16 protein-coding genes are annotated in these 22,035 nt (G+C 62.6%); 13 read left to right on the forward strand and 3 right to left on the reverse strand.

From position 1 onward, the window contains the following. Window position 1: 1 nt before the first annotated feature. The 8 genes from ispG to RIN61_RS16280 all read left to right on the forward strand — a co-directional run bounded on the left by ispG (window position 2) and on the right by RIN61_RS16280 (window position 9,239). Window positions 2–1,111 (forward strand): flavodoxin-dependent (E)-4-hydroxy-3-methylbut-2-enyl-diphosphate synthase, encoded by a 1,110-nt coding sequence (ispG, locus tag RIN61_RS16245; protein WP_003257869.1) that lies wholly within the window; start codon window positions 2–4, stop codon window positions 1,109–1,111. Between the two features lie 25 nt (window positions 1,112–1,136). Then, on the forward strand, window positions 1,137–2,426 hold the full coding sequence (gene hisS, locus RIN61_RS16250; protein ID WP_075043833.1) for a histidine--tRNA ligase: 1,290 nt from the start codon (window positions 1,137–1,139) through the stop codon (window positions 2,424–2,426). A 39-nt stretch (window positions 2,427–2,465) separates the two neighbouring features. Continuing rightward, window positions 2,466–3,104, forward strand: coding sequence for a tetratricopeptide repeat protein (locus RIN61_RS16255; protein ID WP_013971027.1), 639 nt, complete (start codon window positions 2,466–2,468; stop codon window positions 3,102–3,104). Further along, window positions 3,105–4,247: an outer membrane protein assembly factor BamB gene (gene bamB / locus RIN61_RS16260; protein WP_025337779.1), complete on the forward strand. Its 1,143-nt coding sequence runs from the start codon at window positions 3,105–3,107 to the stop codon at window positions 4,245–4,247. It abuts the gene before it with no gap. Window positions 4,248–4,364: 117 nt separating this feature from the next. Further along, the gene (gene der, locus RIN61_RS16265) at window positions 4,365–5,828 is read left to right on the forward strand and encodes a ribosome biogenesis GTPase Der (RefSeq protein WP_114167747.1); all 1,464 of its coding nucleotides are present in this window, start codon (window positions 4,365–4,367) and stop codon (window positions 5,826–5,828) included. Between the two features lie 295 nt (window positions 5,829–6,123). Continuing rightward, window positions 6,124–7,146, forward strand: a complete 1,023-nt coding sequence (locus RIN61_RS16270) for an RHS repeat-associated core domain-containing protein (RefSeq protein WP_112250710.1) — start codon at window positions 6,124–6,126, stop codon at window positions 7,144–7,146. A 165-nt stretch (window positions 7,147–7,311) separates the two neighbouring features. Beyond that, window positions 7,312–8,460 (forward strand): pyridoxal phosphate-dependent aminotransferase, encoded by a 1,149-nt coding sequence (locus RIN61_RS16275; protein ID WP_112250711.1) that lies wholly within the window; start codon window positions 7,312–7,314, stop codon window positions 8,458–8,460. Then, a complete protein-coding gene (locus RIN61_RS16280) occupies window positions 8,448–9,239 on the forward strand; it encodes an amidohydrolase (RefSeq protein ID WP_087503096.1) in 792 nt (263 codons plus the stop codon). Before RIN61_RS16275 ends, RIN61_RS16280 begins: the two co-directional genes overlap by 13 nt. A gap of 130 nt (window positions 9,240–9,369) precedes the next feature. Here RIN61_RS16280 and RIN61_RS16285 read toward each other — a convergent pair whose 3' ends face one another. Both RIN61_RS16285 and RIN61_RS16290 read right to left on the reverse strand, forming a co-directional pair. Further along, window positions 9,370–11,925 (reverse strand): PepSY domain-containing protein, encoded by a 2,556-nt coding sequence (locus RIN61_RS16285; protein WP_313857624.1) that lies wholly within the window; start codon window positions 11,923–11,925, stop codon window positions 9,370–9,372. Window positions 11,926–12,192: 267 nt separating this feature from the next. Then, window positions 12,193–14,505, reverse strand: coding sequence for a TonB-dependent receptor (locus tag RIN61_RS16290; protein ID WP_112250712.1), 2,313 nt, complete (start codon window positions 14,503–14,505; stop codon window positions 12,193–12,195). Between the two features lie 221 nt (window positions 14,506–14,726). Here RIN61_RS16290 and RIN61_RS16295 point away from each other — a divergent pair, with 221 nt between their 5' ends. Continuing rightward, entirely contained in the window at window positions 14,727–15,407 is a 681-nt protein-coding gene (locus RIN61_RS16295) for a Fe2+-dependent dioxygenase (RefSeq protein WP_133978441.1), read from the forward strand. A gap of 3 nt (window positions 15,408–15,410) precedes the next feature. Continuing rightward, window positions 15,411–16,160 carry a tetratricopeptide repeat protein gene (locus RIN61_RS16300; RefSeq protein ID WP_112250715.1) on the forward strand — a complete coding sequence of 250 codons (750 nt, stop codon included), beginning with the start codon at window positions 15,411–15,413 and terminating at the stop codon, window positions 16,158–16,160. Window positions 16,161–16,317: 157 nt separating this feature from the next. Here the strand turns inward: RIN61_RS16300 and RIN61_RS16305 are convergent, their stop codons facing one another. Further along, the gene (locus RIN61_RS16305) at window positions 16,318–17,481 is read right to left on the reverse strand and encodes a type III PLP-dependent enzyme (protein WP_043208127.1); all 1,164 of its coding nucleotides are present in this window, start codon (window positions 17,479–17,481) and stop codon (window positions 16,318–16,320) included. Between the two features lie 493 nt (window positions 17,482–17,974). Between RIN61_RS16305 and RIN61_RS16310 the strand changes: the two genes are divergently transcribed. The 3 genes from RIN61_RS16310 to RIN61_RS16320 all read left to right on the forward strand — a co-directional run bounded on the left by RIN61_RS16310 (window position 17,975) and on the right by RIN61_RS16320 (window position 21,992). After that, window positions 17,975–18,472, forward strand: coding sequence for a sigma-70 family RNA polymerase sigma factor (locus tag RIN61_RS16310; RefSeq protein WP_112250717.1), 498 nt, complete (start codon window positions 17,975–17,977; stop codon window positions 18,470–18,472). 20 nt (window positions 18,473–18,492) lie between these two features. Next, window positions 18,493–19,455 carry a FecR family protein gene (locus RIN61_RS16315; RefSeq protein WP_313852876.1) on the forward strand — a complete coding sequence of 321 codons (963 nt, stop codon included), beginning with the start codon at window positions 18,493–18,495 and terminating at the stop codon, window positions 19,453–19,455. Window positions 19,456–19,562: 107 nt separating this feature from the next. Continuing rightward, window positions 19,563–21,992 (forward strand): TonB-dependent siderophore receptor, encoded by a 2,430-nt coding sequence (locus RIN61_RS16320; RefSeq protein WP_112250721.1) that lies wholly within the window; start codon window positions 19,563–19,565, stop codon window positions 21,990–21,992. The last annotated feature ends 43 nt before the right edge of the window (window positions 21,993–22,035 follow it).

Consider the following 22,035-nt stretch of genomic DNA (forward strand, 5'->3'; position numbering starts at 1 on the left):
CATGCACGGCGAATCTCCGATCAAACGTCGCGAATCCCGCAAAATCTGGGTCGGCAATGTGCCGGTGGGTGGTGATGCCCCCATCGCGGTGCAGAGCATGACCAACACCGACACCAACGATGTGGCCGCCACCGTGGCGCAAATCCAGCGCCTGGTCGATGCCGGCGTGGACATCGTGCGCGTCTCGGTACCGGACATGGACGCCGCCGAGGCGTTCGGCCGCATCAAGCAACAGGTCAGCGTGCCGCTGGTTGCCGACATCCACTTCGACTACAAGATCGCCCTGCGCGTGGCCGAACTGGGCGTCGACTGCCTGCGTATCAACCCGGGCAATATCGGCCGTGAAGACCGTGTGCGCGCGGTGGTCGATGCCGCCCGCGACCGCGGCATCCCGATCCGTATCGGCGTCAATGCCGGCTCCCTGGAAAAGGACCTGCAGAAGAAGTACGGCGAACCGACCCCGGCGGCGCTGGTCGAGTCGGCCCTGCGCCACGTCGAGCACCTCGACCGCCTGGACTTCCAGGACTTCAAGGTCAGCGTCAAAGCCTCCGATGTGTTCATGGCCGTCGAAGCCTACCGCCTGCTGGCCAAGCAGATCGTGCAGCCGCTGCACCTGGGCATCACCGAAGCCGGTGGCTTGCGTTCGGGGACGGTGAAATCCGCGGTCGGCCTCGGTATGCTGCTGGCCGAAGGCATTGGCGATACCATTCGTATCTCGCTGGCGGCCGACCCGGTCGAAGAAGTGAAAGTCGGCTACGACATCCTCAAGTCGCTGCACCTGCGCTCGCGCGGCATCAACTTCATCGCCTGCCCGAGCTGCTCGCGGCAGAACTTCGATGTGGTCAAGACCATGAACGAGCTGGAAGGGCGCCTGGAAGACCTGCTGGTGCCGCTGGACGTGGCGGTGATCGGTTGCGTGGTCAACGGCCCGGGTGAAGCCAAGGAAGCGCATGTCGGCCTGACTGGCGGTACGCCGAACCTGATTTACATCGATGGCAAGCCGGCACAGAAACTGACCAACGACAACCTGGTCGACGAGCTGGAAAAGCTCATCCGCCAGAAAGCGGCCGAAAAGGCCGAAGCCGACGCGGCGCTGATCGTCCGTGGCTGACACACAGAATTCGTAAGGACTTTTCGTGAGCAAATCGCTGCAAGCCATCCGTGGCATGAACGACATCCTGCCAGAACAGTCGCCGCTGTGGCGCTACTTCGAAGGCACCGTGGCCGGCCTGCTGGACACCTACGGGTACAGCCAGATCCGCACGCCGATCGTCGAGTTCACCGAGCTGTTCAAGCGCTCCATCGGTGAAGTGACCGACATCGTCGAAAAAGAGATGTACACCTTCGAGGACCGCAACGGCGATTCGCTGACCCTGCGCCCCGAAGGCACCGCTGCCTGCGTGCGTGCCGTGCTCGAACATGGCATCACCGGTAACGGTCAGGTGCAGAAACTGTGGTACATCGGCCAGATGTTCCGTCACGAGCGCCCGCAAAAGGGCCGCTACCGCCAGTTCCACCAGATCGGCGTGGAAGTGTTCAACCTGGACGGCCCGGACATCGACGCCGAGCTGATCATGCTGACCTGGCGCCTGTGGGGCCTGCTGGGCATCCAGGATGCGGTCAAGCTGGAGCTCAACAGCCTGGGCACCAGCGAAGCCCGTGCACGCTACCGTGACGCGCTGGTCGAGTTCCTCTCGGCGCGCCTGGAGCAACTGGACGAAGACAGCCAGCGCCGCCTGAAGAGCAACCCGCTGCGCATCCTCGACAGCAAGGACCAGAACACCCAGGCGGTGCTGGTCGGTGCGCCGAAGCTGGAAGACTACCTGGACGAAGAGTCGCGCGTGCACTTCGAGGGCCTCAAGGCCCGTCTGGATGCTGCCGGCATCCCGTTCGTGATCAACACCAAGCTGGTGCGCGGCCTGGACTACTACAGCAAGACCGTGTTCGAGTGGGTCACCGACAAGCTCGGCGCCCAGGGCACCGTCTGCGCCGGCGGCCGTTACGATGGCCTGGTCGAACAGATGGGCGGCAAGCCGACCCCTGGTGTCGGTTTCGCCATGGGCATCGAGCGCCTGATCCTGCTGCTGGAAACCCTGGGCAAGGTGCCCGAGTCCATCAGCCGCCAGATCGACGTCTACCTGTGCGCCTTTGGCGAACAGGCGGAGCTGGCCGGCCTGCGCCTGTCCGAAGGCCTGCGCGACCGTTTGCCGGGCCTGCGCCTGGCAGTCAACGCCGGTGGTGGCAGCTTCAAGAGCCAGTTCAAGAAAGCCGACAAGAGCGGCGCGCTGTTCGCACTGATCCTCGGTGACGACGAGCTGGCCAAGCAAGAAATCGGCTTCAAGCCCCTGCGTGGTCAGGGCGAACAACAGAACATTGCCTGGGATGCTCTGGCAGAGCACCTGGAAACCGCGATCGCGCAGGCGTAACGCGGTTCAACAAGCGAATAGGCGAAAAGGAGTATTGGGGTGTCGAGTACCGATGATGAACTGGCAGGGGTCAAGGACTGGTGGAACCGCAACGGCAAGCCGCTGCTGACCGGTGCCCTGCTGGCTGGCGTGGTGGTGTTGGGCTGGAATACCTGGCACAAGTACCAGAACAATCAGTCGCAAGGTGCCTCGCAGCTGTACCAGGCCTTGCTGGAAACCAGCCTGACGCCGACCGGCCAGCCTGACGCGACCAAGGTCGCGGAACTGGCCGGCAAGCTCAAGAGCGAGTTCGGCGGTACCGCCTACGCCCAGTACGGCAGCCTGTTCGTGGCCAAGGTCGCGGTCGAGAGCGGCAAGCTCGACGACGCTGCTGCCGAGCTGAAGAGCGTGCTGGACAAGCCGGCTGATGCCACCCTGGGCGAAATTTCGCGTCAGCGCCTGGCTCGTGTGCTGGCCGCCCAGAACAAGGCCGAGGACGCCCTCAAGCTGCTTGACGGCGATGCCGACAAGGCCTTCCTGGCCAGCCGCGAAGAGTTGAAAGGTGACCTGCTGGTGCAGCTGGGCCGCGCCGACGACGCGCACAGCGCTTACGAGAAAGCCAAGGCTGCGCTGTCCGATGAGGCGGCGGTCGGTGGCCTGCAATTGAAGCTGGATGACTTGGCCAAAGGGGACGCGTAAGTGATCGGTTGGAAACATGCAGCAGTGCTGACCCTGGCCGTACTGGCCGCGGGTTGCAGCAGCAACAGCAAGAAGGAACTGCCCCCGGCCGAGCTGACCAAGTTCACCGAGGAAGTGGTGCTGAAGAAGCAGTGGAGCCGTTCGATCGGTGACGGCCAGGGCGAGACCTACAACACCCTGGTACCGGCCATCGAGAACGACCGTATCTACGCCTCCGACGTCAACGGCGAAGTCTTTGCCCTCGACCGCATCACCGGCGACGTGGTGTGGAAGAAGGACCTCGAGCTGCCGGTGTCCGGCGCTGTCGGCGTGGGCTACGGCCTGGTCATGATCGGCACCCTCAAGGGTGAAGTCATCGCGCTGGACTCCAGCACCGGTGAGGAGCGCTGGCGCTCCCGGGTGACCAGCGAAGTACTGGCCCCGCCGGCCAACAACGGTGAGGTGGTGGTGGTGCAGACCCAGGACGATCGCCTGATCGGCCTGGATGCCGCCACTGGCGACCGCCGCTGGATCTACGAAAACACCCCGGCCGTGCTGACCCTGCGTGGCACCGGCGCGCCGATCGCCACCAACCGCCTGGCCGTCGCCGGCCTGTCCACCGGCAAGGTGGTGGCGGTGGACATCAACAACGGCGTGCCGGTGTGGGAAAGCCGCGTGGCGATTCCGCAGGGCCGTTCCGAGCTGGACCGTGTGGTCGATATCGACGGCGGCCTGCTGCTGTCGGGTGGTACCCTGTACGTCAGCACCTACCAGGGCCGCGTCGCGGGCCTGGACCTGGAAAGCGGCCGCGTGCTGTGGCAGCGTGATGCCTCCAGCTACGTGGGTGTCGCCCAGGGCTACGGCAACGTCTATGTCAGCGAAGCTTCCGGTACTGTCGAAAGCGTCGACGAGCGCTCGTCCAGCGCCCTGTGGACCAATGACACCATGGCTCGCCGCCAGCTGACCGCACCTGAAGTGTTCTCCAGCTACGTGGCGGTGGGCGACTTCGAGGGTTACCTGCACCTGCTGAGCCAGGTCGATGGCCGCTTCGTCGGCCGTGAGCGTATCGACAGTGATGGCCTGCGTGCCCGTCCACTTGTGGTCGGCGACACCATCTACGTCTTCGGCAACAGCGGCAAGCTCGAGGCACTGACCATCCGCTGAAGCTATGCTTGAAGCCTTGGCGGGCTTCAAGCCGCGGCGCAGGACACGCCGCCCGAACTCCGGCCGCTGCCTTGCAGCGGCCTTTGCATTTTCAAGAATTCAAGAGTGGAGAGCCGAATGGTTCCCGTAATCGCCCTGGTGGGCCGCCCGAACGTCGGCAAATCCACCATGTTCAACCGCCTGACCAAGACCCGCGATGCCATCGTCGGTGACCTGTCGGGCCTGACCCGTGACCGCCAGTATGGTGATGCCAGCTGGCAGGGTCGTTCCTTCATCCTGATCGACACCGGCGGTATCACCGGTGACGAAGTGGGCATGGACGAGAAAATGGCCGAGCAGTCGCTCATGGCCATCGAAGAAGCCGACTATGTACTGTTCCTGGTCGATGCCCGCGCCGGCATGACCGCCGCCGACCAGATGATCGCCGAGCACCTGCGCAAGCGGAACAAGGAAGCGATCCTGGTTGCCAACAAGATCGACAACATCGACGCCGACGTCGCCCGCGCCGAGTTCTCGCCGCTGGGCATGGGCAACGCCATTCCGGTGGCTGGTTCCCAGGGCCGTGGCATCAACGCGCTGATGGAAGCCGTGCTTGGCCACATCCCGCGTGACCAAGTCGAGGAAGCGCTGGACGCCGAAGTCGCCGAAGGCGAAGAAGCGGTGCGTATCCCGGGCCCGAGCGAGAAGGATGGCATCAAGATCGCCATCATCGGCCGCCCCAACGTCGGCAAGTCGACGCTGGTCAACCGCATGCTCGGCGAAGAGCGCGTGGTGGTGTACGACCAGCCGGGTACCACCCGCGACAGTATCTACATTCCGTTCGAGCGCGATGACGAGAAGTACACCTTCATCGACACCGCTGGCGTGCGCAAACGCGGCAAGATCCACGAGGAAGTCGAGAAGTTCTCGGTGGTGAAGACGCTGCAGGCGATCAAGGACGCCAACGTGGTAATCTTCGTCATGGACGCCCGCGAAGGCGTGGTGGACCACGACCTGAACCTGCTGGGCTTCGCCCTGGAAGCTGGCCGTGCCATCGTCATCGCCCTGAACAAGTGGGATGGCATGCAGCCGGGCGAGCGCGACTACGTGAAGACCGAGCTGGAGCGCCGGTTGTTCTTCGTCGACTTCGCCGACATCCACTTCATCTCCGCCCTGCATGGCACTGGCGTGGGCAACCTGTACAAGTCGGTGCAGGCCGCGTTCAAGTCGGCGGTAACCCGCTGGCCAACCAGCCGCCTGACGCAAATCCTCGAAGATGCCGTGAGCGAGCACCAGCCACCACTGGTCAACGGCCGCCGCATCAAGCTGCGCTATGCCCACCTCGGCGGTGCCAACCCGCCGCTGATCGTGATCCACGGCAACCAGACCGACAAGATTCCCAAGTCGTACTCGCGTTACCTGGAGAACACCTACCGCCGCGTGCTGAAACTGGTCGGTACGCCGATCCGCATCGAGTACAAGGGCGGTGAGAACCCGTACGAGGGCAAGAAGAACACCCTCACCGATCGCCAGGTCAACAAGAAGCGTCGCCTGATGTCGCACCACAAGAAGGCCGAGAAGAAGCGTCGCGACAAGCGCTGATTCCGCGTCGACTTCTTCGCGGGTAAACCCGCTCCCACAGGTCCCCACAGTTTTCGAATTCTGTGAGTACCTGTGGGAGCGGGTTTACCCGCGAAGAGGCCCTTGAACCAGTATAACTTCCACCATCTTCAATCCTCCCCTGACAGCTCGATTCGCTATGCTCGAGCTCTTCTTCTATTGTCTCATCACGCCCATAAGCAGGGGCTGCTGACCCTGCCTGGTAAAAATGCTAGTTGTCCGTTGCTGTAGTCTTTGAAAGACTTGGGTTAAGTTGTCTGTCAATCAGGGGCTAAGTATGGAACTTCAGCGTAAAGCTTTGAGGCTGTTTTATTGTGGTCGTAATGTGCATGCGATCCTTCGTGATCAAGGTAGTGGTACTGTTTTTCGGGTCGGAGGGCAATTATTGGCCGAGTCGAGGAACAGTGCTGTAGATAGCATTGCCCTATTATCGGTTGATAACTCTGGCTCTGTAGTTGGCGTGGCGCATGAGAGTGGTCGGGAGACGTTTGATTATACCGCTTATGGCCATTGTTCCTCCCTTTCTTCGGGGCGCTCCTCGCTAGGGTTCAATGGTGAGTATTATGATGACTTGCTTCAAGGGTATATGCTGGGGAATGGCTACAGATTATTTAACGGTATGAGATTTAACTCCCCGGACAGTTTTGCACCTTTCAGGGTAATGAACGCATATGGGTATTGCAATGGGGACCCTGTCAATTATGTTGATCCTAGCGGGCATGCTCCGTGGGGGCTATTTTCTCGCAGATCCTATTTCAAGATGAAAAACGTGTTTAAAGATGTCTCGCGCTCTACCAAATCGATGAACAGTTTTCCTTTGATCGATTTTGATGAATCTGTACATCCGAACCGTATTGCCAGGACCATTGAAAACCACATGAAGGGAGTTAAGGAGCTGGGGGCCAAGCTGGAAAGTATTGGGGCGAAGGAAGGGAGCACCGCATTTCGTGTACTTGACCGTAAGTATAAACTCGGGCTAAGGGCGGCTAATTTTAGTGAGGCAGCGGAAACATTTACGAGTAATATGAAGATGTTGCAGGATCGCCATTTACGCGCTCATGAGGACTACATCACTCGGGGTAACCATAATGCGCCGATTTATGGTGAAATCGCGGGTCGCGAGAAGCATATTGCGGTCTTGAAGGGTAGACGAATGAATGGTAGTAAATTTGATTATGACCTTTCGGATGCTGATTTACATAGTCTTGAACGGAGAAGGGAAATTCACAATCGTCCATACGATCTACAGATAGCGGAGCTTCAAAATGAAGTATACATATTGCGAGGAAAATTGCTTTGAAGTGGATACTCAATTAGACCCGTAACCCTGATGTGGGGAGCCCTGTCCCACCTGTGCTGGCGCCGAAACCAGTTGTCATTGGAGCACTCGGCTTTTTCCTGACCGCTCGATCCGCTATGCTCGGACTCCACCCCGTGCCGGATACCCCCCAGGAAAGAGGGCTCCATGATCCGCAGCAAACTGCCGAATGTCGGCACGACCATCTTCACCACCATGTCCCAGCTCGCCGTGCAGACGGGCGCGCTCAACCTGTCGCAAGGTTTCCCCGACTTCAATGGCCCGCAGGCGCTGCTCGATGCAGTCGGCCGGCATGTGGCCGCCGGGCATAACCAGTATTCGCCGATGACCGGCCTGCCGGCCCTGCGCCAGCAGGTCGCGGCCAAGGTCGCGCGGCTGTATGGCGCGCAGGTGGATGCCGACCAGGAAGTGACCATCACCCCTGGCGCCACCGAGGCGATCTTCTGCGCCATCCAGGCGGTGGTGCATGCTGGCGACGAAGTGATTGTCTTCGACCCTTGCTATGACAGCTACGAGCCGTCCGTGGAACTGGCCGGTGGGCGCTGCGTGCATGTACAGCTGAGCGACGGCGATTTCCGCATCGACTGGCAGAAGTTCAGCGATGCACTCAGCCCGCGCACGCGCATGGTCATCCTCAATTCGCCGCACAACCCCAGCGGTGCGCTGATTACCCGCGATGACCTCGACCAGTTGGCGCGGCTGATCGCTGACCGCGATATCTACCTGGTCAGCGATGAAGTGTACGAACACCTGGTCTACGACGGTGTGCGTCATGCCAGCGTGCTGGCCCACGAGCAACTGTACCCGCGTGCCTTCGTGGTCAGCTCGTTCGGCAAGACTTATCACGTCACGGGCTGGAAGACCGGCTACGTGATCGCCCCGCCGACGCTGAGCGCCGAGCTGCGAAAGGTGCACCAGTACGTCAACTTCTGCGGGGTGACCCCGCTGCAGTGCGCCCTGGCCGATTTCATGGCCGAGCACCCCGAGCATATCGATGAACTGCCGGCCTTCTACCAGGCCAAGCGAGACTTGTTCTGCGGCTTGCTGGAAGGCTCGCGGTTCCGTTTCACCCGTACGGCGGGTACCTATTTCCAGCTGGTGGACTATTCGCAGATCCGCCCGGACCTGAACGATGTAGACATGTCGCTGTGGCTGACCCGTGAGCACGGCGTGGCGACCATTCCGGTGTCGGTGTTCTACCAGCAGCCCATCCCCGAGCAACGCCTGGTCCGCCTGTGCTTTGCCAAACGAGAGGAGACGCTGCGTCAGGCAGCGGAAAGACTATGCGCGATCTGAGCACACTGCCGAACCTGAAAGTCGCCCTGGTGCAGACCACCCTGGCCTGGCACGACCGCGAGGCCAACTATGCGCACTTCGAGGTGCTGCTGGAGCAGGTGGGCGAAGTGGACCTGGTGATCCTGCCGGAAATGTTCACTACCGGTTTCTCTATGCAATCGGAAAGCCTGTGCGAGCCGGAGAATGGCCCGACCTACAAATGGCTGAAGGCCCAGGCGAAGAAGTACGACACGGTGATTACCGGCAGCGTGATCATCCAGGCCGCTGATGGCAGCCACCGCAACCGCCTGCTGTGGGCGCGGCCGGATGGCGAGATCCTGCATTACGACAAGCGCCACCTGTTCCGCATGGCCGGTGAGCACAAGCATTACACCCCTGGCGAGCGCCAGGTGCAGTTCGAGCTCAAGGGCTGGCGGATTCGCCCGTTGATCTGCTACGACCTGCGCTTCCCGGTGTGGAGCCGCGATGCCCAGGACACCGACCTGTTGCTGTACACCGCCAACTGGCCGGCTGCGCGCCGCCAGCACTGGAACCGCCTGTTGCCGGCGCGGGGTATCGAGAATCTGTGCTATGTGGCGGCGGTGAACCGGGTGGGCACCGACGGCAAGGGCTTTGCCTACTCCGGCGACAGCCAGGTGCTGGACTTCCAGGGTGAGAGCCTGCTCAGTGCCGGGGAGGCCGATGGGGTGTTCACCGCGGTGTTGAGCGCGGCGGAGCTTGCGGCCTACCGGGCCAAGTTCCCGGCCAACCTGGATGCTGACACCTTCGAGCTGCACTGATAGCCAGTACCGGCCTATTCGCGGGTAAACCCGCTCCCACAAGGTCCTCACAGATTCCGAAACCTGTGCAATACCTGTGGGAGCGGGTTTACCCGCGATGAGGCCGGTGCGGGCCTGCATCAACTATGAATCAGTACACATCCCGCCGATACCGCCCATCCTCGATCAGCTGCTGCACTAGCGCTTCACCGAGGACACCGTTGAGCGCCGCGTCCACCCCTGCCGCCATCCCTTGCAGGCTGCCGCAGACATACACACAGGCGCCTTCCGCCACCCAGCGCTTGAACTCTTCAGCCTGCTGCAGCAACACATCCTGCACATACACCTTCTCGGCCTGGTCCCGCGAAAACGCCAGGTCCAGACGTGCCAGGTCACCGCTGTCCAGCCAGCCTTGCAGCTCGCTGCCACATAGCAGGTCATGCGCCCGGTTACGCTCGCCGAACAGCAGCCAGTTGCGCTGCTCACCAGTATTCACCCGCGCGCGGAGCAGGCTGCGCAGGCCGGCCAGGCCGGTGCCGTTGCCGATCAAGATCATGGGCGCTGCGCTTTCCGGCAGGTGGAAGCTGCTATTGCGCCGCAAGCGCAGGCTCAGCATGCCATTCAACGGCAGGTACTCGGTCAGCCAGCCGGAACCCAGGCCCAGGCTGCCATCGGCATGGCGCTCCTGGCGCACGATCAGCTCCAGCACGCCATCGCTGGCGATCGAGGCGATCGAGTACTCGCGGCTGCCGATCGGCACCAGTGCATCGACCAGTGCTTGCGGCTGCAAGCCGACCAGGTGATCGCGCCGGGTCGGCAACTGGCGGCCGGCCAGGGCCTGGGCGAGGGTTTCGCCCAGGCCATTCACTTGCACCTTGGCCCCGGCGTCCAGCGCCATGCCATCGAGGAAGGTGTCGATCCTCGGCTGGCCATTGAGCGGCAGGATCTCCACCAGGTCGCCGGCTTCCCAGCTGGCGGGCTGTTCCGGTCGCAGGCCCAACAGGTACACCGGCTGGCCCTGGCTGCCCGGGTTGAGCAGTTCACGGTGCACCAGCGACCAGTTGCCGAAACCCGGCGGCTGCCAGGCGGTCACCGGCTGGGCACCGGTCAGTTGCGCCAGTTCCTGCTGCCACTGCTGCAGCGCGGCCTGGTCGGCGTTGTCCACTTCCACCGGGCTGAACGCACTGCTGGCACCGCGTTCACCCAGCCATGCCTGCAGGCGGCGGGCGAAGCCGCAGAAGTGCGGATACTGGCGGTCACCGAGGGCGAGCAGGGCATAGCTGAGGTTGTCCAGCGCCCAAGGCTGGCCGAGCACCTTGCGCTCGAAGGCGCGGGCGCTGTCGGGGGCTTCGCCGTCGCCGAAGGTGCTGACCACGAACAGCGCACGGCGGGCCTGGCGCAGGTCGCTTTCACCCAGTTCGGCCAGGGCGCGTACCTGCACTGGCAGGCCGGCGGCCTGAAGCTGCCCGGCGCTCTGCCAGGCCAGTTGTTCGGCAAGCCCGCTCTGGCTGGCAAAGCCGATCAGCCAGCTGTCGCCGCTGGTAGTGTTGCTGGTGACGTTGCCACGGGCCGCGCGTACCTGGCGCTTCTTGCGCCGGCGGTCGAGGTACAGCAGCCAGCCGGTGACGAAGAACAGCGGCATGGTCAGGCTGGCGATGGTGACGATGATGCGCCCCGGCAGGCCGAAGTATTCGCCCACGTGCAGGGCGTAGACGCTCTGCAGCAACTGGGCCTTGAAGGATTTGTCGGTGTAGCGGTCATGTTTTTTCACCTGGCCGCTGGCCGGGTCCAGCACCAAGGTATTGAAGGCACGCGGGTGGTCGGCGTTGTCCAGCAGGTAGAACAGGTTGGCTGGCCGGCCGCCTACCGGTGGCAGGCGCAGGTTGTACATGGCCAGGCCCGGGCCGGCGGCATCCTTGAGGTTGGCCCAGATCGCGTCGTAGTCGACCACCAGCGGCGGGGCGTTCTTGTCGATTTTCTGTGGCCCGTGGCGGCCACGGCCTTCGCCGTGCTTTTGCTGTTGGCCGGCGGCCGGCGCGTCGGCCAGCAGCTTGTTCAGGCCGTCGCGGTACCACTCGTAGGACCAGAACAGCCCGGTCAGGGCGAACAGCAGGTAGAACATCAGGCACCAGGTGCCGGCCACCGCGTGCAGGTCCCAGTTGAAGGCGCGGCCTTTCTTGGCCCAGTCGAAGGTCAGCCAGGTGCGCCAGTCCAGCGCCTTGCGCGGCCAGCGCAGGTACAGGCCGGAGAGGCAGAAGAACACCAGCATCAGGGTGCAGGCACCGGTGATCTGCCGGCCGCTGTCGCCCATGGCGAGGAAGCGGTGCAGGTTGAGCATGAGGTTGAAGAAGCCTTGCCCGGCCACTTCTCCCTTGAGTTCGCCGGTGTACGGGTCGGCATAGCGCAGCGGGCCGCGGCGCTCGCCTGGTGGCGGGGTGAAGGCGACCCGTGCGGCGTTGCCTTCGCGCACATCGACCCACAGCATCGCCACCTTGTCGTGTTGCTGGGCCTCGACCCGACGTACCAGCTCGGCCGGCGGCAACACGCCTTCGGCTCGCACTTCTATCTTGAGCACATCGGCATTGAACGCGCGCAGCAGTTCTTCCTGAAACGAGTACAAGGCCCCGGTGATGCCCATCAAGGCCAGCACCAGGCCAGCGGTGATGCCAAAGAACCAGTGCAATTGGAACAGCGTCTTCTTCACCACATGATCACCTTGTTTCTGCCGCATGCCGCATGCCGCGCGGCGTGCATTATGCCTTGATACGCAAACGCCCCGCTCACGGGAATGAACGGGGCGGGGTGGGCTAGTCAGTCAGGCTTGTGTTGTCTGTACCGGCCTCTTCGCGGGTGAACCCGCTCCCACAGAGATATCACTGGACCTGAAGCCAGTGGAGTACCTGTGGGAGCGGGTTCACCCGCGAAAGGGCCGGCACAGGCGTAGCCCTCTCAAAAGATCAGCCCCGTCCTGAAATCAGAAGTGCACGCTGGTGGTCAGCAATGCCGTCCGCCCGGCCGCCTGGTTGGCGAAGTGGGTGGAGAAGGCCTTGTCGTAGTACACCTCATTGGTCAGGTTCTGCACGTTCAGCTGCAGGTCGACGTTCTTGGTCAGCTTGTAGGCGGCCATGGCGTCGTAGCGTACGTAGCTGTCGACCATGGTAGTGTTGGCCACGCTGCCGTACACGTCATCCACGTAGAACGCACCGCCACCAACGGTCAGCTTCGGCGTGATGGAATAGGTGGTCCACAGGCTGGCGCTGTTGTTCGGCGTGTTTGGCAGCTGGTTGCCGTCGTTGGCCTTGTTCACCGCGCCGCCGTCGATCTGGCGTGCTTCCATGTAGGTGTAGCCGGCGAATACCTGCCACTTGTCGGTAATCTTGCCGCTGGCCGACAGCTCGATGCCTTGCACGCGGGTTTCGCCGACGTTTTCGTAGGTGGTGGTGTCCACCTGGACACGGGCGTTTTCCTTCTCAGTGCGGAACAGTGCGGCGGCCAGGGACAGGCGCTGGTCGAGCAGGTCCCACTTGGTACCAATTTCGTAGTTGGTGGTTTCTTCCGGCTCCAGGTCGCTGCTCAGCAAGTTGCCGGCGCGGTCGGTGGTGTTGCCCAGCGGGTTGCCTTCCGTGCCTTCGCCCAGCATCGCACCGGGTGGCGTTGCCGAGGTGGCGTAGGAAACATAGATGCTGCCATTCTCGGTCGGCTTCCACACCAGGCCCAGTTGGCCGGTGACGAACTCGCTCGTATCCTTGCCTTTGGAAACCACCCCCTTGCTGTTGACTACGGTGGCGCCGGTGGCGTCGTAGGTGCGGTACTGGGTATCGAAGTGGTCGTAACGCAGGCCCATGTTCAGCAGCCACTCGGGCGTCAGCTCGAGGGTGTCGAACACGTAGATTGCACGGGTGTTGCTTTTGGTGTCGGTGCCTGCGTAGTTGCGTGCGATGCTGCCGTTCCACGGATCATCCGGGTTCGGGTTGCTCAGCGAGGTGCAGTTGTAACCGCTGTTGGCACCGATCATGCCCGGGGTGCAGTTGGTGTTGGCAGCACCGCCCGGGACGGTGTCGGTATCGACGGTGTAGCTCGAACGCTTGCTCTCTTCACGGCTCAGCTCGATACCGGTCGAGAAGCTGTTCTTCATGCCGCCCAGATAGAACTCGCCGAACAGATCGGTCTGGTTGGTGGTGGTGGCGGTGTTGCCCACGCGGGTGTTGGCACGGCGCCAGACGCTGCCGTTGTTGACGTTGCCCTTGCTGTCGTCAGGCTGGGTCAGGATGTAGTCCTGCATGCTGTTGCCATGGCGCAGGGTGTTCTTGATGGTCAGCGAGTCTGTCAGGTCGTGTTCGATGGCGAAGGTGGCAATATCCACACGGCTCTTGCGGAAGTCGCGACCGGTCAGGCCATAGAAGTTGTCGCTGTCGCCGCCGTCGTACGGCTTGCTCGGGTGTGCCGAGGTGCGTGCGGCGCTGCCACCGGTTGGTATGGTGTACGGGATGCCGGAATCCGGCAGGTCGTCGCTTTCCAGGTGGTAGTAATCGAGGTTGACGCGGGTCGGCGTGCCCAGGCCGAAGGCCAGCGACGGGGCGATACCCCAACGGTCGTAGTTGACCTTGTCGCGGCCCGCGACGTTGCTTTCGTGGGTCATCAGGTTCAGGCGGCCGGCAACGCTGTCGCTGAACTGGTAGTTGCCATCGAAGGTGTAGCGCTGAGTCTGATCGCTGCCCCAGGTCCAGGCGCCATCCAGCGAGTTGCCCAGGTGCGCGCGTTTGCTCACCAGGTTGATGCTACCGCCAGCGGCACCACGGCCACCGATGGCCGAATTCGGGCCCTTGGCCACTTCCACCGATTCGATGGCGAAGATTTCACGGGTTTGCGCACCAGTGTCACGCACGCCGTCCAGGTAGGTGTCGCCCTGGGCGTCGAAGCCGCGAATGAACGGGCGGTCGCCTTGCGGGTTGCCGCCTTCGCCAGCACCGAAGGTGATGCCCGGCACGGTGCGCAGGGCATCCTGCAGGCTCAGGGCATTGGTATCTTTGATGACCTGCTGCGGGATCACGGTAATCGAGCGCGGGGTGTCTACCAGCGGCGCGGTGTACTTCTGCGAGGAGGCCTTGTCGACCTTGTAATCGGTGCTGGCCTGTTCAGCCTTGCCGTTGACGCTGGTGGCATCGAGGGTGATCGCGCTGCTGGCGGCCGGGTCGGCGGCGTAGGCCGACGAGGCGCTGAGGGCAACGCCGATGGCAGACACGATCAGGCGTGGTGAGCTCACTGCAGATGGTACGTACTGGCGCATTGCTAAGGCCTTCCCCAAGGTGTTAAGGCCGCGGATCTTAATGTAAGCAATAGTGAGTCACAATTGAGAGTCGTTACCATTCGTGAAGAATTTACAATCTTTACAATTTGCCTTTACGGTTTCATCAAGCTGAAACGTCTTAAGCGGCGAATGGGGCTTGTGAAGCGCAAAAGGGAATCAATATCATTGACGCCTTTACATTTTCCAACGGTAGTGCCGCCATGCTGCTTCACATCCCCGGCCTGTTCGACGCCGATGAACTGGCCCGTATCCGCGAGGCGCTGGAGCAGGCCGACTGGGCCGACGGCAAGGTCACGGCCGGCTACCAGTCGGCCAAGGCCAAGCACAACCTGCAGTTGGCCGAAGGGCACCCGCTGGCCAAGGAAATCGGCAGTGCGTTGATTGACCGCCTGTGGCAAAACCCGCGCTTCATGTCTGCAGCCTTGCCGCACAAGGTGTTCCCGCCGCTGATCAACTGCTACCGCGAAGGCGGAAATTTCGGCTTCCACATCGACAACGCCCTGCGCCAGCCCAAGGGCAGCCCGGAGCGGGTGCGTACCGACCTGTCCTCGACGCTGTTCCTCAGCGATCCGGACAGCTACGACGGCGGCGAGCTGGTGATCCAGGACACCTATGGCGTGCAGCAGGTCAAGCTGGCTGCCGGTGACCTGGTGCTGTACCCCGGCACCAGCCTGCACAAGGTCAACCCGGTGACCCGTGGCCAGCGATACGCCGCGTTCTTCTGGACCCAGAGCCTGGTACGCGAGGACAGCCAGCGGGCGTTGCTGTTCGAGATGGACAATGCCATCCAGCAATTGACTGCCGATGTGCCGGACCACCCATCACTGCTGCAGCTGACCGGCACCTACCACAACCTGCTGCGCCGCTGGGCCGAGGTCTGAGCCGTGTCCTATCAGTTGCGGCGTGAAGAAGTGGTGGATGTGGCCGGTTTGCAGGCCATGCTGGAAGAAAGCCCTGGCAAGGCCGCCCAGGCGATCCTGGCTGCGGCGGGGCAGGGCGCGGTCGAGGCACAATTGCTGTTGGGGCAGATCCTCCTCGACGGGCGTGGCATCGAAGCGGACGCCAGCGTGGCCCGGCGCTGGTTCGGCATTGCCGCCCAGGGCGGCAGCGCAATGGCGCACAACATGCTGGGGCGTTGCCTGGAGCATGGCTGGGGTGGCAGTGCAGACCTTTCGCAGGCGGCCATCCACTATGCCCAGGCAGCCGATGCCGGGTTGGACTGGGGGCTTTACAACCTGGGCAACCTGTTCGCCACCGGGCGGGGCCTACCGGCCAACCAGGCGCAGGCATTGGTGTGTTACGAGAAGGCCGCGCACATGGGGCATGCCAAGTCGATGAACCTGTATGGGCGTTACCTGGAGCAGGGTATCGCCACAGCGCCCAGCCCGGCTCGGGCGGTGCGCTGGTATCGGCGTTCGGCCGAGGCGGGGGATTTTCGTGGCATGTTCAGCCTGGGGCTGGTGCTGGTCGAGCGTGGGCAGGTGGCGGAAGCCGCGCCTTGGCTGGAGAAAGCACGGGTCGAGGGGAACATGAATTTCCTGCGCGCGGCACTGGTGACCTTGCAGGGTGCGGGGCCGGTGTTGATGGCCTTTGCGGGGCGGTATGCCGAGGAGATCGAACGGCGCGGAGCTTGAGGTTGCCTGTGCCGGCCCTTTCGCGGGTAAACCCGCTCCCACACGGTCCTCACAGATTCCGAAACCTGTGCAATACCTGTGGGAGCGGGTTTACCCGCGAAGAGGCCGGAACTGACAGCACACACATGAAAACGGGGCCTTGCGGCCCCGTCGTGCATTACAGGTAGTAGGCTTTCAGTGGCGGGAAGCCGTTGAATTCCACTGCGCTGTAGCTGGTGGTGTAGGCGCCGGTCGACAGCCAGTACAGGCGGTCGCCGATGGCCAGGTTCAGCGGCAGGCCATACTTGTAGTGCTCGTACATGATGTCGGCGCTGTCGCAGGTCGGGCCGGCGATGACCACTTCTTCGGTCTCGCCTTTCTTCTCGGTCCAGATCGGGAACTTGATGGACTCGTCCATGGTTTCGATCAGGCCGGAGAACTTGCCCACGTCGGTGTAGATCCAGCGCTCGACGGCGGTGCGCGACTTGCGTGCGACCAGTACCACTTCGCTGACCAGGATACCGGCGTTGGCAATCAGCGAACGGCCCGGCTCGAGGATGATTTCCGGCAGGTCGTCACCGAAGTCTTCCTTCAGGAAGCGGATGATCTCTTCGGCGTAGGTTTCCAGGCTGTTGGTCCGGGTGATGTAGTTGGCCGGGAAGCCGCCACCCATGTTGATCAGCTTCAGTTCGATGCCGTCTTCTTCCTTCAGGCGCTCGAAGATCACCTTGACCTTGGCGATGGCTGCGTCCCACACGCTGATGTCGCGCTGCTGCGAGCCCACGTGGAAGGAGATGCCGTAAGGCACCAGGCCCAGGTCGCGGGCGAGGATCAGCAGGTCCATGGCCATGTCGGTCTGGCAGCCGAATTTACGCGACAGCGGCCAGTCGGCGGTGGTGGAGCCTTCGGTGAGGATGCGCACGTACACTTTCGAGCCCGGGGCGGCCTTGGCGATGTTGCGCAGGTCGGCTTCCGAGTCGGTGGCATACAGGCGCACGCCTTTCTCGTAGAAGTAGCGGATGTCCTTGGACTTCTTGATGGTATTGCCGTAGCTGATGCGGTCGGCAGTCACGCCGCGGCCCAGCACCTTGTCCAGCTCGTAGATCGAGGCGATGTCGAAGCTCGAACCTTTCTCTTTGAGCAGGTCGATGATTTCGACGGCCGGGTTGGCCTTGACCGCGTAGTACACCTTGGCGAACTCGAAGCCCGCGCGCAGGTCGTCATAGGCCTGGCTGATCATCTGGGTGTCGATGAGTACGAACGGGGTTTCCTGCTTGTCGGCAAATGCCTTCATCTTCTGGAAGGTGTCACGCGCGAAATAGTCTTCGACCTGGATCGACATGCTCAGGGACTCCATGGGCAAACTGAAAATTTAAGTGGCTGCAAACTGAACGTCCTCCGTATCCCCACTTTGGTTCGCCTACTCAGTACTTGAGCCGGATGGATCGTTTCCAGCATGGACGTTCGGCGCGCACTTTAGGGCGTGAAGAATGCAGAATCAACAGGTAATCCGGGCCTGATCGGCGTCGATCGACGACCAGCCATTTGAATAACCGACTCGTGTGACCGGCTGATGTTCCCCGCAGTGTTTCAAGCGTAAAAAATTGTGGAATGGAACGCGTTGGCTCCTTCGCGGGTAAACCCGCTCCCACAGGGTTTCTGCTATCGCTGTGGGAGCGGGTTTACCCGCGAAAAGGCCTCAGGTGTTCATATTTATGGCCACATTCCCTGGCACTGCCGTGCATGAAAAAGACGATAAATTTTTTGTTACCGACTGGCGGAATTGCCGTACTTGATGAGAAACATTACTATTCGCACCCTTGTCTGCCTCCCTGATGACCCCGACCGTGTCCGGACCCAAAGGCTTCCTCGACCACTACCATGAGCTGATCGGCACCTGGACGCGCAAATTGCGCAGTCGACAGCAGGCCGAGGACCTCACCCACGATGCCTTTGTCCGGGTACTGGAAAACCCGCGCGAGCAGGTCGAACAGCCACGCGCCTACCTGCACCAGACCGCACGCAATATTGCCGTGGATGGTTTCCGTCGCGAGGACCGTCGCCAAGCCCTGGAGCTGGAAGCCTTCGACGAAGGCGTGGCCGGCCATGGTGACCCGGAGGCCTACATGCATGCCCTGGAACTGGCCGACAGCGTCGAGCGGGCGCTGGCGGAGTTGCCGCTCAATTGCCGGCAAGTGTTCATCTGGCAGAAGCTCGAAGGCCTGACCCAGGCCGAGATTGCCGAGCGCATGGGGCTGAGCAAGAACATGGTCGAAAAGTATATGATCCGCACGCTCCGGCATCTGCGTGAGCACCTGGATGTGTCGGCATGATGAGTCAGGAGACCTTTTCGATGAAACAGCACGGTACCGATACCGTCCGCGAGCAGGCAGCCACGTGGTTCGCCCGGGTGCAGGATGCGCCTCGCGATGCCGGGCTGCAGGCGCAGTTGCACGCCTGGCTGGAAGGTGATGCACGGCACCGTGAAGAGTACCAGCAGCTCGCCCGCCTTTGGCAGGCCGCCGGCTTCATCCCGCGCCAGCGCCTCGAAGCGCTGTGCCAGCCGGCCCCGGTACGCCAGTTGCCACGTCGGCGCTTCGTGCGCCAGGCCCTGGCTGCCAGCGTGGCCGCGCTGGCGTTGGGCCTGGGCTGGGGGGGCTGGCACTACCAGCAACTGAATCACCAGGGCAGCTTGCAGACCGCCTTCAACGAACGCCGCCAGGTCGAACTGCCGGATGGTTCGCACCTTGAACTCAACGGCGGCACCCAAGTGCAGGTCGCTTTCAGCGCCGGCCAGCGGCATGTCCGGCTGATTGCGGGTGAGGTGATGTTTACCGTCGCCCACGACAGTGGCCGGCCGTTCGTGGTCGACACTGCCCAGGGTAGCGTGACTGTCACCGGGACCCGTTTCGACGTTCGCCTGGACCCGGCCAGCACCCGCGTGGCAGTGGAGCAGGGCTCGGTGCGTGTGCAGGGCAAGGGCGCCTCGCTGGCGCAACTCACGGCGGGCCAAGGCTCGCATATAGATGCGCAAGGCCAGGTGGCCGCGCCCTATGCGGTGAATACCGGTGCCCTGACTGCCTGGCGCAAAGGCAGGCTGGTGTTCGACGACGCCACCCTGGCCGAGGTGGTGGCCGAGGTTTCGCGCTACCGCAGTCAGCCGCTGCGGGTCGCCCCCGGCAAAGCCGCGCAGTTGCGGCTGTCCAGCACCTTCAGTACCGACGACACCGACGCGCTGCTGCGCGCCTTGCCGAGCATCCTGCCGGTGGCCATCAAGGCCCATGAAGATGGCTCGCGCGAAATAATCGCGAAATAGATTCAGGTTTTTTTCCGTTCGTTCGTCTTCCTCGCCAGCTGCAACTGCCAAGCATTTCCATTTGCATGCGGTTGGCGTTTATTCGGTATTCCAGGAAGTTCGACGACGTGAACAACAACAAGCCCTTCCCACGCTTCCGCGCCCTGGCGCTGGCCTTGGCGGTCAGTGCCGTGGCTGTCAACAGCCAGGCCGCAGAGGCCGGCAGCACCATCCAGATCCAGGCCCAACCGTTGGCTTCAGCGCTGAACCAGCTTGGCCAGCAGACCAACCTGCAGCTGTTCTTCAGCCCCGAGCTGGTGGCCGGCAAGCAGGCCCCGGCGGTATCCGGCCAACTGGCGCCCGAACAGGCGCTACAGCAGTTGCTGCAAGGCAGCGGCCTGACCTACGAAATGTCCCAGGGCGCCGTGATGGTCAAGCCGGCCCAGGCCGATGGCACCCTCACCACCGGCAGCCTGGAGCTGGCACCCACCGACATCAAGGTGGTGGGTGACTGGCTGGGCGATGCCCAGCAGAGCGTGGTGCAGAACCACCCCGGCGCGCGTACCGTAGTGCGCCGCGAGGCGATGGTGGAGAAGGGCGCAATGAATGTGCGCGATGTGCTGCGCGGCATCCCGGGCGTGCAGGTGCAAGACTCCAACGGCACCGGCGGCAGCGACCTGTCGTTGAACGTGGGCGTTCGCGGCCTGACTTCGCGCCTGTCGCCACGCTCCACGGTGCTGATCGACGGCATCCCCGCCGCCTTCGCGCCCTATGGCCAGCCGCAGCTGTCGATGGCGCCGATTTCCTCGGGCAACCTCGACAGCATCGATGTGGTGCGTGGCGCCGGCTCCGTGCGCTATGGCCCACAGAACGTCGGCGGGGTGATCAACTTCGTTACCCGGGCGATCCCGGAGAAGGCCTCGGCCGAGCTGTCCACCACCCTGGAAACCTCCCAGCATGGTGGCTGGAAACACACCGAGTCGGCCTTCGTCGGCGGCACGGCGGATAACGGCATGGGCGTGGCGCTGCTGTACACCGGGGTGAATGGCAACGGTTACCGTGAAAGCAACAACGGCAACGACATCGACGATGTCATCCTCAAGACCCACTGGGCGCCGACCGACGTTGACGAGTTCTGGCTCAACTTCCATTACTACGATGGCCGTGCCGACATGCCCGGCGGGCTGACCCAGGCCCAGTACGACAGCAACCCGTACCAGTCGTTGCGCGACTACGACTACTTCGCCGGCCGGCGCAAGGATGTGTCGTTCAAATGGCAACGGCAGCTCGATGACGCCACCCAGTTCGAAGTGCTGACGTACTACACCGACAGCTTCCGTGGCAGCAGCATTGCCTCGCGCGATATGAAGACCTTGTCGTCGTACCCGCGCAATTACCACACGTTCGCCATCGAGCCACGGCTGTCGCGGATCTTCTTCGCCGGCCCGACCACTCAGGAGGTCAGCGTCGGTTATCGCTACCTGAAAGAAGCGATGCGCGAGCAGACGACCCGCCTGGCGCTGATCGACAACGTGCCAACGCCAACCCCGAGCTCCGACGGCCATGTGTTCCAGGACCGCAGTGGCGGTACCGAGGCCAGCGCCTACTACATCGACGACAAGATCGATGTGGGTAACTGGACCATCACCCCGGGCATCCGCTTCGAACACATCAACACCGACTGGCGCGACCGCCCGGTGCTCGGCGCCAACGGCCAGCCGGTGGCGGAGAAGAAGCGCAGCATTACCAGCAACGAGCCGCTACCGGCGCTTAGCGTGATGTATCACATCTCCGATGCGTGGAAGGTGTTCGCCAATTACGAGACCTCGTTCGGCAGCCTGCAGTACTTCCAGCTGGGCCAGGGTGGTACTGGCAACAGCACGGCCAATGGCCTGGAGCCGGAAAAGGCCAAGACCTACGAGATCGGTACCCGCTATGACAATGGCGGCTTTGCCGGTGAGCTGACGGCGTTCTACATCGACTTCGACGACGAACTGCAGTACATCAGCAACGATGTCGGCTGGACCAACCTCGGCGCGACCAAGCACCAGGGTATCGAGGCCTCGGTGCGCTATGACCTGGACGGGCTGGACCCGCGCCTGGAAGGGCTGTCGGTGAGCGGCGGCTACACCTATACCCGCGCTACTTATGAAGGGGACATTCCTGGCTTCAAGGGCCGTGACCTGCCGTTCTATTCACGCCAGGTGGCCACTGCCGGCGTACGTTACGCGGTCAACCACTGGACCTGGAACCTGGATGCCTACGCCCAATCCAAGCAGCGCGCGCCGGGTACCGGGATCAATGCCGATGGCAGTTTCAACGGTGACTACATCACCGAGCCGAGTGCCGATGGCCAGTATGGAGATATTCCGGGCTACGTGACCTGGCATGCGCGCGGCGGGTATGAGTTCGGGCCGCAGATGTCCAACCTGAAGCTGGCGGCGGGGGTGAAGAACCTGTTCGACAAGCAGTACTTCACCCGCTCCAGCGACAACAATGCCGGCATCTATGTGGGTGAGCCGCGGACCTTTTATGTGCAGGCCAGTGTAGGGTTCTGACACCGCGTCGCCTGCTTCGCGGGTGAACCCGCTCCCACAGGTA

Source organism: Pseudomonas inefficax (assembly GCF_032164165.1).
Classification (GTDB): Bacteria; Pseudomonadota; Gammaproteobacteria; order Pseudomonadales; family Pseudomonadaceae; genus Aquipseudomonas; species Aquipseudomonas inefficax.